Consider the following 10,860-nt stretch of genomic DNA (forward strand, 5'->3'; position numbering starts at 1 on the left):
TCGTGGCCGCAGGCGGGCTGGCGCTCGTACCGCCCACCTCGGCCTTGGAGGGAGGCGACCTGCTGAAACAGGCCGAGCAGGGCCAGGCCGCCCCCTCGGGCCAGGCACAGGCGGAGCCCTCGGGGCAGCCGCAGGAGGAAGGGCCCTCGCAGGCGTCCAGCGGCTCCGCACCGGTCGCCGACGAGCAGCCGAAGCTCGACGTGCTCATGATCGGCGACTCGGTATCGGTGCGCTCCATTCCCTACTTCCAAGAGCGCTTCCCCCACGGCGCCATCGACGCCGCCGTGAACCGCCAGATCTACGTGGGACAAGAAGTGTACGACTCGTATCGCGACCAGGGCCTCGTAGGCGGCATCGTCGTGCTGGCGCTGGGCACGAACGGCCCGGCCACCGATGGTCAGCTGGACGAGATCGTCGCCGACGTGGGAGCCGACAAGCAGCTCTGGCTCGTGAACACCCGCAGCCCCCAAGACTGGGTATCCTCCACGAACGACGTGCTGGCAAGCGCCGCCGAACGCTACGGCAACGTGCACCTCATCGATTGGTTCGGTGCGAGCTCGGGGCGCGACGAGCTCTTCGACGGCGACGGCACCCATCTGACCGAGGAGGGCGCGCACGTCTATGTCGACCTCGTGTACGACGCCGTGGCCGACTACCTGCCGCAGCATGCCGATGACGCCGCGCAGCCTACCGTGCAAACCTCCGCCGACCTGGCCCTCGCCGAAATCACGGGAGCCTACCGCTCCGCCCTGGATGCGGCATCCCGCAACCTCCTCAGCCCCATCCGGCGCTAGGCGGGTCGCCACAAAAAAGCGAGGGCCCCTCGCGCGATGCGAGAGGCCCTCGTGCTTGCAGCGGGAAACCCTACTCCGCAGCCGGCTCCTCGGCAGGAGCCTCGGCCGGGGCGGCCTCTTCCTTCTTCTCGGCCTTCTTCTCCTCAGCCTGGATGGACTCGTCCACCTCGATCTCGAAGCCCAGCTCCTCGGCGGCGGCCTTCATGGACAGGGAGATGCGGCGACGCTCGGGGTTGATCTCCATGACCTTGACCTTCACCTCGTCGCCGGCCTTAACGACCTGGGCAGGGGTGTCGATGTGGCGCTGCGACATCTCGGAGATGTGCACCAGGCCCTCGATGGACTGGCCCAGCTCGATGAACGCGCCGAACGGCACGATCTTCGTCACCTTGCCGTCGACGATGGTGCCCACCGGGTAGCTCTCGACGAGCTTGATCCACGGATCCTCCGTCGTCTGCTTGAGGCCGAGCGAGATACGCTCGCGCTGCAGGTCGACGTCGAGCACCTCGACCTCCACCTCGTCGCCCACCTTGACGACCTCGGAGGGGTGGTTGACGTGGTTCCAGGACAGCTCGGAGATGTGCACCAGGCCATCGATGCCGCCGAGGTCGACGAAGGCGCCGAAGTCGACGATCGAGGAGACGGTGCCCTTGAGGCGCATGCCCTTCGAGAGCTTCGCCAGGATCTCGGCGCGCTCGTTCTTGCGGCCCTCCTCCAGCAGCACGCGGCGGGACAGCACGACGTTGTTGCGGTTGCGGTCCATCTCGATGACGCGGGCCTCGATCTCGGTGTTGAGGTACATGTCGAGGTCCTTGACGCGACGGAGGTCGACCAGCGACGCCGGCAGGAAGCCGCGCAGGCCGATGTCGAGGATCAGGCCGCCCTTGACGACTTCGATGACCTCGCCCGTGACCACTTCGCCGGCCTTGAACTTCTCTTCGACGCGGATCCACGCACGCTCGTACTCGGCGCGCTTCTTGGAGAGGATCAGGCGGCCGTCCTTGTCCTCCTTCTGGAGCACGAGGGCTTCGATCTTCTCGCCCAGCTCCACGATGTCGGACGGGTCGGCGTCCTTGCGGATGGACAGCTCGCGGGAGGGGATGACGCCCTCGCTCTTGAAGCCGATGTCCACGAGCACCTCGTCGTGCTCGATCTTGACGACCGTGCCGTCGACCAGGTCGCCCTCGTCGAACTCGGTCAGCGTGCCGTCGATCATCTCGTTCATCTGCTCGTCGGAGATGTCGCTGAAGTCGATGACGGACGTGTTCTTGATGTCGGTCAAAACGGACCCCTTTCAAACTTTCTCGGGGACCCTTCGTCATGATTGATTGCTTACACCATGTTCGCTCTGCAAAAGCTTGCTCGCTCAGCTGTGCAACAAAAACATGTCTCGGGGGCCTACAGTTACCTGCGCTTACGGGCTTATTCCCGATAAGCCGTATTAGTATAGCACACGGGAAACAACCCCTGCAGCACTATTCGAAAGGCCCCACGATTATTTCTCGCCGTTGCCGAAGGAGTCGCCGAAGGCAAGCCGCTCGAACTCGACGGGCGGGACCGGGCGCGAGAACAGGTAGCCCTGGATCATGTCGCACCCCGCGCGCTTGAGGAACGCCGCCTGCTCCCGCGTCTCCACGCCTTCGGCCACCGTCCGCATGCGCAGGCGGCGCGCCAGCTCGATGACGATGTCCACGATGGCCGCGCCCCGCCCGGTGTCCGCATCAACGGCATCGAAGAACACCCGGTCCAGCTTCAGCACGTCAACATCGATGTCCTTCAGCACGTTGAGCGAGGAGTAGCCGCTGCCGAAGTCGTCCATGGAGCAGCTGTAACCGGCGGCGTGGAGCTCGTCGATGACGCGCCCGAGCCCGACGGGGTCCTCGAACACGAGCGTCTCCGTCAGCTCGATCTCGATGAGCGAGGCGGGCACGTCGTGGCGCCGGCGGATCTCCTCGTAGCGCCCGAGGAAGCAGGGGTCGGCAAGGTGGGCGCGCGACATGTTCACCGACAGGACGACCGGGCGTCGGCCCCCGTCGATCCAGGCGCGCAGCAGGGCGCACACCTGCTCGAACACGCACAGGTCGAGGTCGACCACGAAGCCGTTGCGCTCGAACAGCGGGATGAAGTCGCTCGGCGGCACGAGGCCCCGCACCGGGTCGATCCACCGCACGAGCGCCTCGGCGCCCACGACCGCATCCGTGCGCAGGTCGAGCTTCGGCTGCAGGTAGATCGCGAACTCCCCGGCATCGAGCGCCGCTCGCATGCGGTTCTCGATCTCCTTCTCGGCGGAAAGCTGCAGGCTGTCCTCGCTGCTGTAGAACCGGCATGCGCACAGACGGCCGCCCCCGGCGCCCTCGCCCACCTTCTTGCGGGCCACGTTCGCCCGGTCGCGTATCTGCATGAGGGGCAGCGCGGGGTCGTCGACCATGCACACGCCGGCCGTCATGGTGAGCAGGTAGGTGCGTCCCTCGTCGAAAGCGAGGCCGTCGTTCACGACGCGGGCCATGCGCTCGATGCGCGCCTCGAGCGCCTCTTCGGTACCCGCCTTGAGCAGCAGGTTGAACTGGTCCGCCGAGATGCGGGCCACGTACTCCCCCTCCTCGAGGCACGACAGGAGGCGGTCGTGGACGTAGGAGAGCACCCGGTTGCCGCTTTCCACGCCGAACTGGTCGTTCACTACTTTGAACTTCTGGATGTCCATGGACACGAGCGCGAAGGAGCCGGCCGGCGCGGCGGCCAGGGAGGCGGCCGCGTCCAATTCGAAGCTCGTGCGGTTGCGCCCCTGGGTGACGGGATCGACGAAGGCCAGGCGCTCCAGCTTCCTGTTCGCCTCCTCCACCAGGCGTCTCTGCTCGGTGATCTCGGTCGTGTCGAGGTACAGCACGAGGTAGACCGGGTCGCCCTCCAGCCAGTCGATGCAGTTCCCCACCACGGTGAAGTACGCCCGCTGCCCGGAGCGCCCGATTGCCTCGATCTCGAACGAGGCGGGCTCGCCCCGTCGGAAGCTGGCGAACCGCGACCCGATGGCGTGGGCGTTGGCCTCGATGTTGAGGTGGAACAGGCTCTCGGCCCCGCCCTCGCCCACCGCGCCGAAGAACTCCTCGAAGCGCTCGTTGCCCCACAGAAGGCGCAGGCCGTCCTCGGCCACCCGGTAGCGCGCGACGAAACCGGGCAGGTTGTCGTAGGTGATGGAGCGTTCCTGCTCCATCTGCACCACGTCGTTCACGCCGGTGAACGTGGCGTAGATGACGGGAACGCCGTCCACCTTCTCGCTGGTGAACAGGCCCACGACCCGGATCCACAGGCGGCTGCCGTTCTTCTGCGGCATCTGGAGCAGGCACTCGTAGCCGGGCTTGCCCGCGGCGACGGCCCCCATGACCGCGGCGCTCAGCTCCTCGAACACCTCGGGGAAATCGGCGAAGTAGTCGGCGCAGTTGTTGTTGAATAGCGCGACGTACTCCTCGCGCGTGTAGCCCGTCATCTCGTAGTAGAAGTCGTTCGCCCACACCACCTCGAACTTCTCGGTGAACAGGTGCTTGCTCACGCTCACGTGCATCGCGCTCATGAGCATGTTGTACTCGCGCAGAAGCGCGTTGTCGTCGAAGGGGATCAGCGGCGAGGCGCCGGCTGCGGCATCGCGGACCTCCGGCGTCATGCCGACCAGCGCCTTCCCAAGATGGAACATCCGCTTGCGCTCGTACATCTGGGCATCGGCCGCCAGGAGCATGGCCCGCACGTCGGAGGGGTTCTCGGCCCATTGCGTCCCCAGCGACACGAAGCGCTCGGCCGTCCCCTCCTCGAGTCCCACTCGGTCGCACTCGTTGGCGAACGCCCTGTTCAGATTCTCCACCATGCGCCCGAAGGCCGCCTCGTCCACCCCGGGCGCCAGGGCCACGAACTCGTCGCCGCCGATGCGGTACAGGCTCGCACCCTCGAACGCACCGCGCATCATCTCCGCGCAGAAGCGTAGCAGGCGGTCGCCGCACTCGTGGCCGTAGCGGTCGTTCACCACCTTGAGGTCGTTCACATCGAGGAAGAGGATGCCCAGCGGGCCGGTGCCGCCGCCGAGGCGCTCAACGTCGCCTAGGTAGCGGTTGCGGTTATACAACCCGGTCAGGTCATCGCGGAAGCTCAGCGAGGTGAGGCGGTGCTCGTTTCCGATGCGCGAGACCGTGGTCATGAAGAAGTAGCCGAGCGTCTTGAGCGGCGAGGCGATGTTGCGAACGAGCGATGCGGACGGGTTCTCGATGGCCAGGAAGCCCACGACGCGGCCCTGCCGCTCCAAGGGAACCGCCACGAGGGAGGAGACGCCCTGCTCCTGCAAAAAGGCGCGCTCGGCCGCGCAGGAGGTGGGCAGGCCCTCCACGCTCTCGATGATGAGGCAGCCGCCCTCGTCGAAGCGGCGGCGCCAACGTTCGATGAGCGAGGCGTCCAAGCCGCGCAGGTCGTCGACGACCCGGGGGCTGCCGTCGGCGCGCCATTCGAACGTGGCCGAGAGCAGGTTGCCGTCCAGGCGGAAGAAGCGGATGCGCTCGGCCATGAGGTAGGCTCCCACGCGGTCGAGCATTCCACGGGCCGCCGTCTCGACGTCGCTCGCGCCGTACAGGTCGTGCGCGCACTGAAGCACCATGCCCTCGGCGTCGAGCGCACGGCGCAGGTCCTCCTCGCCCGTCTGGCTCGCCGTCATGTCGAGCGCCACCTCGAGGCGGGCCGGACGTCCCTCCCAGTCGATGAGGCGGTCTTTCAGCAGGTAGCGATGCCCGGTGATGGGGTTGACGTGCTCCCACGTGTAGTTCTCGTCGAAGGAGAGACGGTCGTTGGTGCAGAAGTCGCACGGCGCGTCGCGGCGCTGCAGCACGGCGTGGCATGTCTTGCCCTCGATGGCATCGACGTCTGACAGGCGCTTCCCCGAATCGTTCAGGTAGAGCAGCTCGTGCGTCTCGATATCCGCCACGTACACGACCTCGGAGATGTCATCCATGTATTCGAACACGCGCGCCGCCCTTAGTCGTCAACGCCCGCCGAGGCGTAACCGTTGTCGAGCCATACTAGACCTTTTCCGCAGGGTGCGCCACTGGGAAAACCGGGGATGGACGACGGCATGCGAGGAACCTGCAGCAGATCCGAAGGTCAGCGGCCTTCGGCTTTCCGGCACTCCGAGCACACGCCGTTGAAGATGATCTCGTGTTCCTCGATGGCGAACCCGTGCGCGTCGGAGACCTTCGCCAGGATGTCGCTTTGGTACGGCATGTCCACGTCGAACACGCCGCCGCACACGCGGCACTTCGCGTGGTAGTGCGGCCGGTTGAGGAAGTCGTAGCGGTCGGCGCCGTTGGGCACCTCCACGCGCAGCACCTCGCCGCGGTTCGCGAGCACGCCGAGGTTGCGGTACACCGTTGCGCGCGAGATGTTCGGGTGCTTCTCGCGCACCACCTCGTACACGTCGGCGGAAGTCGGATGGTTGTGCAGCGATCGCACCGCCTCCAAGACGAGCGCTCGCTGGATGGTGTTGCGCGTCGTCGCGCGCTCTGCGGTCTGCGTTGCCATGATGGTCCTGTCGTTCGCGTATCTAACCGTACTATTGATTAATTAGGATTATATATCATTAGTAGGAAATGGCAAGGCGCCGCGCCGAACCGCGCCGTGCCTCCCGCGAACATCCACAACCGGGGCCCTGCGCCCCTGCGGCCCTCCCACGTACGCGCCGCGGCTCGCGTGCACTGGAAGGGCCGCGCGAGGAGGGCGCCTACACGGCCGCCTCCCCCGTCTCGCCGGTGCGGATGCGCACCACCTCCTCCACCGGGAAGATGAATATCTTGCCGTCCCCCACCTCGCCGGTGCGCGCCGTGGCGCGGATGAGGCCGACGAGGGACTGCACCTGGTCGTCGGCTGCCACGAGCTCGAACTTCACCTTGGGAATCATGTTCAGCAGGACCTCGGTGCCGCGGTAGTACTCCTTCCAGCCGTGCTGGCTGCCGCAGCCCTGCACCTGGCTGATGGTCATGCCGCCCACCTGCGCGGCGAACAGCGCCTCCTTGAGCGGCTCGAGCTTCTCGGGCCGCACGATGGCCGTGATCTTCTTCATGTAACAACTCCTTTGCAATCACCGGTTCGTCAAAGTCAGCGAGGGGCCTCGTGGTGTGCCGAATCGCCGTGTTGCGCGGCCGAGCGTGCTTCGCACGTGAGGGAAAGCGCAAAAGCGGCGAGGCGGTGCGACACGGGGTCCCGCAGCGTCGGCCCGTTCCGCCGTTCGGCAGAACGGCGGAACCTCAGTCCAGACCTACGTACGCCGGGTACGCGCTCTCGCCGTGCGCGGCCACGTCGAGGCCCTGCGCCTCCTCGGCCTCGCTCACGCGCAGGCTGCCCTTGAAGCACGCCTTCACGATGAAACCGAGCACCACGTCGAGCACGCCCACGAACACGACCGTCACCAGGATGCCGAGCGCCTGCGCGCCCAAGAGCGTGGGGTCGCCGGTGTAGAGCAGGCCGCCGAAGTCGGTCCATGACAGCTCGGGCACGCAGAACAGCCCGGTCAGAAGGCCGCCGGTGATGCCGCCGACCGCGTGGATGCCGAAGGCGTCGAGCGCGTCGTCGTAGCCGAGCCTGCGCTTGAGGAGCGAGACGGCGGCGTAGCACACGGGCGACACGACGACGCCCATCGCCGCCGCTGCCCACGGCTCCACGAAGCCCGCTGCCGGCGTGATGACCACGAGTCCGGCCACCAAACCCGTCGCCGCGCCCACGAGCGTGGGCTTGCCGACCCGCACGCGCTCGACGACCAGCCACGACACGAGCGCCGCGCCCGAGGCCACCACGGTGTTCACGAGCGCGAGCGCGGCCACGCCGTCGGGGGCGAACTCGGAGCCCGCGTTGAAGCCGAACCATCCGAACCACAGAAGCGTCGCGCCCAGCGCCACGAACGGCACGTTGTGGGGACGGTAGCTGATCATGCCGAACCCGCGCCGCCTACCCGCGATAACGCAGAGGATCAGGCCCGTGAGGCCCGACGAGATATGCACCACGTCGCCGCCCGCGAAGTCGAGCGCGCCGATGACCTCGCCCACGAGGCTGCCCTCGCCGCCCCACACCATGTGGGCGAGCGGCGGGTACACCACGACGGTCCACACCGCCACGAACGCGCACACCGCGCCGAACTTCACGCGCCCGGCCACCGCGCCCGTGATGATGGCCGTGGTGATCATGCAGAACGCCAGCTGGAACACCACGTCGGCCATCGCGGGGTACGCGTCGTGGCTCAGTGCTTCGGGGGCTTCGCCCGTGATGCCGGCCACCAACCCCGTGAGGCCGATCTGGTCGAAGCCTCCGAAGAACGGAAGCGACCCGTCCCCACCGTATGCGAACGACCACCCGCACACCGTCCAGGTGACGCCCACGATGCCGAGCACCGCAAACGACATGAGCATCGTGTTCACAACGTTCTTGCGACGGCTCAAACCTCCGTAGAAGAACGCCAACCCCGGCGTCATCAGCAAGACGAGCATCGCGCATACCAGCATGAAACCCGTCGATCCTGTGTCGAACATGTGCCTCTACCTCCTTCTCATGCGAACGCTTTTCCGGTTACGCGTCCGATGATCCCACCGCCCCGCCATCGTCCCAAGCGAGACCCCCAACTGTTAACGCGTTCAAAAACGCCTTTTAACAGACGGGAAGCATCCCCGTTACCGAACGGAAACACGCGCCTCCGCGGCACCGGGCTGCAAGCTCGGGGAATCGGCCTGCGGGGACGATGGCGGTACGCTCCGTTGCGGTATAGTGGAGGGGACACGCGAGAGAAAGGACCGTCGCATGACCATCGAGTTCGTCCCCGTCGAAACGCCCGAGGACCGCGCCGCCCTGGCGGCGCTTGCCAGCGAGATCTGGCACGAGTACTGGCCCGCCCTCATCGGCGAGGCCCAGACCGATTACATGGTGGAGCAGTTCCAGAGCCTCGAAGCCATCGAGCGCGACCTGGCCGAGCACGCCTACGAGTACTGGTTCCTGCGCGCCGCCGAGGACGGCCGCACGGTGGGCTACACGGGAGGGCGCGTCGAGCCCGAGACGAACCGCTTCTTCATCTCGAAAATCTACCTGCGGGCCGAGGAGCGCGGGCACGGGTTCGCCAGCCAGACCATCCGCTTCTACGAGGACCTGTGCCGCGCGCGCGGCCTCGCGGCCCTGTACCTGACGGTGAACAAGCACAACGACCTGGGCGTGCGCGCGTACCGGGGCAAAGGGTTCGAGACCATCGACTCCGTGGAGACCGACATCGGGCAGGGCTTCATCATGGACGACTTCATCATGGAGAAGCGCATCGGCGCATAGGATGTCGTTCAACCTTCGGTGAAACCGCCCGCCGCGCCGCTCCTTCCGGTGAAGCGGGGTATATGATTCCGGTATCGTCGAGGAGAAGGAGCGGGTCTCATGGGCAAGTTCGTCATCAAAACGTCCGACACGGGATGCCATTTCGTGCTGAAAGCCGACAACGGCGAGGTCATTGCCACGTCGCAGCACTACAAGTCCAAGGAATCCTGCAAGAAGGGCATCGAGAGCGTGAGGAAGAACGCTCCCGAAGCGGAAGTCGTGGAAGAAGGCTAGTTCGTTCCGCTGGCCTCACGGCCAGCGGAATCGCTCGACGCCGAGAAGGGCTCCCGTCAACAACCTGGTTGGACGCCCCGCCCAATCCCCCTAGAAGAACACCAGGAACAGATGCGTGAACGCGAACGCCAGCAGGCCGCAGCCGGGGAACGTGAGCACCCAGGTGCCCACCATGCGGCCGGCAAGGCCCCATTTCACGTTGCGCAGGCTCTTCTCGGCGCCCACGCCCATGATGGCGGTGGTCTTCGTGTGCGTGGTGGACACCGGCAGGCCCGTGAACGTGGCCAGGCCGATGCAAAAGCAGGCGGAAAGGCAGGCGGCGAAGCCCTGGTACTGTTCCATCTTCACCATGTTCATGCCCACGGACTTGATGATCTTCTTGCCGCCCACGGCCGTGCCGAGCGCCATCACGGCCGACACCATGATGATGAGCCAGAACGGGAACGACACGTCGCCCCCCGACTGGCCGCTCATGGCCAGCATGATGCCCAGCATGCACAGCGACAGGAACTTCTGGCCGTCTTGCGCGCCATGCAGCACGGCCACGCCGGCGCCGGACACGATCTGCGCCCACTTGAAGAACGAGTTCGCCTTCGAGCGCTCGGCGCGCCGACACGCCTTCTTTATGAGGCGCGTGAACAGCCACCCCGTGCCGAACCCGAGCACCGTGGAGATGACCAGGCCGTACACCACCTTCATCCACTCGCCGCCGTTCACGCCGCCCAGGCCCCCCTGCAGGGCGATGGCCGCGCCGGTGATGCCGGCGATGAGCGAGTGGCTCTGCGACGTGGGTATGCCGAAGTACCAGGCCGCCACGCCCCATACGATGATGGCCACCATGGCCGCCGCCAGCGCGACGAGGGCGGCGTGGTTGTCGCCGCCGAAGTCCACCATCTTGAAGATGGTGGCGGCCACGGCCGACGAGACCATGGTGATGCCGGCTAGGCCGACGAAGTTGCATATCGCCGCCATGGCGATGGCCGGCGTGGGTTTCATGGCCTTCGTGCCCACGACGGTGGCGATGGCGTTGGGGGCGTCAGTCGCCCCGTTCACCACGGTGGCGCCCAGCGTCAGGATGACGATAAGGGCGAGTATGGGGTCGCTGACGAACGCTGCAGCGAACGAGGCGAAATCGTAGCTCACGCGGACTCCCCCTACAAACGAAGGACGCCGATCGGCAAGAGTATTCAACCTGGGATCCCTTTCACGGCTTCGGTGACAAAGCACACGGAATTTAATGATAGCGGTGCTTTGTCAAGTCAAGGCAACGGAAAGATCAAGTTTAGGTAAAGTCGCTCCTATTGCATGCGCTCCTCGATGGAGCGGGCGATGCCCTCGGGGTCGAGGCCCAGGTCGGCAAGCAGCAGATCGGCCTTGCCCTGCGGCACGAACGTATCGGGGATGCCCAGCGTGAGCGCGGGCACGGCCCGCCCCAAGCGCGCGAGCTCGCCCAGCACGCCCTCGCCCG

9 protein-coding genes are annotated in these 10,860 nt (G+C 66.3%); 3 read left to right on the plus strand and 6 right to left on the minus strand.

From position 1 onward, the window contains the following. Positions 1-794, plus strand: a 794-nt coding sequence (locus GPA_RS18825; RefSeq protein WP_462486142.1) for an SGNH/GDSL hydrolase family protein, incomplete at its 5' end; no start/stop codon positions are given. 70 nt (positions 795-864) lie between these two features. Here GPA_RS18825 and rpsA read toward each other — a convergent pair. The 5 genes from rpsA to GPA_RS03595 all read right to left on the minus strand — a co-directional run bounded on the left by rpsA (position 865) and on the right by GPA_RS03595 (position 8,338). Beyond that, the gene (rpsA, locus tag GPA_RS03575) at positions 865-2,076 is read right to left on the minus strand and encodes a 30S ribosomal protein S1 (protein WP_041238969.1); all 1,212 of its coding nucleotides are present in this window, start codon (positions 2,074-2,076) and stop codon (positions 865-867) included. A 213-nt stretch (positions 2,077-2,289) separates the two neighbouring features. Then, positions 2,290-5,787 (minus strand): bifunctional diguanylate cyclase/phosphodiesterase, encoded by a 3,498-nt coding sequence (locus GPA_RS17265; RefSeq protein WP_083808895.1) that lies wholly within the window; start codon positions 5,785-5,787, stop codon positions 2,290-2,292. A gap of 137 nt (positions 5,788-5,924) precedes the next feature. Beyond that, the gene (locus GPA_RS03585; protein WP_015538958.1) at positions 5,925-6,341 is read right to left on the minus strand and encodes a Fur family transcriptional regulator; all 417 of its coding nucleotides are present in this window, start codon (positions 6,339-6,341) and stop codon (positions 5,925-5,927) included. A gap of 199 nt (positions 6,342-6,540) precedes the next feature. Then, entirely contained in the window at positions 6,541-6,879 is a 339-nt protein-coding gene (locus GPA_RS03590; protein WP_015538959.1) for a P-II family nitrogen regulator, read from the minus strand. A 184-nt stretch (positions 6,880-7,063) separates the two neighbouring features. Next, complete coding sequence (locus GPA_RS03595) at positions 7,064-8,338, minus strand: ammonium transporter (RefSeq protein WP_015538960.1); 1,275 nt, start codon at positions 8,336-8,338, stop codon at positions 7,064-7,066. A gap of 265 nt (positions 8,339-8,603) precedes the next feature. Between GPA_RS03595 and GPA_RS03600 the strand changes: the two genes are divergently transcribed. Then, complete coding sequence (locus GPA_RS03600; protein ID WP_015538961.1) at positions 8,604-9,119, plus strand: GNAT family N-acetyltransferase; 516 nt, start codon at positions 8,604-8,606, stop codon at positions 9,117-9,119. A gap of 99 nt (positions 9,120-9,218) precedes the next feature. Beyond that, positions 9,219-9,392, plus strand: coding sequence for a YegP family protein (locus tag GPA_RS17270; protein ID WP_015538962.1), 174 nt, complete (start codon positions 9,219-9,221; stop codon positions 9,390-9,392). A 90-nt stretch (positions 9,393-9,482) separates the two neighbouring features. On the opposite strand, the gene GPA_RS03605 is transcribed toward GPA_RS17270, so the two are convergent. Then, on the minus strand, positions 9,483-10,535 hold the full coding sequence (locus GPA_RS03605) for an inorganic phosphate transporter (RefSeq protein ID WP_041238972.1): 1,053 nt from the start codon (positions 10,533-10,535) through the stop codon (positions 9,483-9,485). Positions 10,536-10,860: the final 325 nt, after the last annotated feature.

This window comes from Gordonibacter pamelaeae 7-10-1-b (genome assembly GCF_000210055.1).
In the GTDB taxonomy this organism is placed as follows: Bacteria; Actinomycetota; Coriobacteriia; order Coriobacteriales; family Eggerthellaceae; genus Gordonibacter; species Gordonibacter pamelaeae.

Excerpts from the sequence above, each read along its gene's own strand:
- GPA_RS03585 (WP_015538958.1), bottom strand. The coding sequence starts at position 6,341 with ATGGCAACGCAGACCGCAGAGCGCGCGACGACGCGCAACACCATCCAG.
- GPA_RS03590 (WP_015538959.1), bottom strand. The coding sequence starts at position 6,879 with ATGAAGAAGATCACGGCCATCGTGCGGCCCGAGAAGCTCGAGCCGCTC.
- GPA_RS03595 (WP_015538960.1), bottom strand. The coding sequence starts at position 8,338 with ATGTTCGACACAGGATCGACGGGTTTCATGCTGGTATGCGCGATGCTC.
- GPA_RS03600 (WP_015538961.1), top strand. The coding sequence starts at position 8,604 with ATGACCATCGAGTTCGTCCCCGTCGAAACGCCCGAGGACCGCGCCGCC.
- GPA_RS17270 (WP_015538962.1), top strand. The coding sequence starts at position 9,219 with ATGGGCAAGTTCGTCATCAAAACGTCCGACACGGGATGCCATTTCGTG.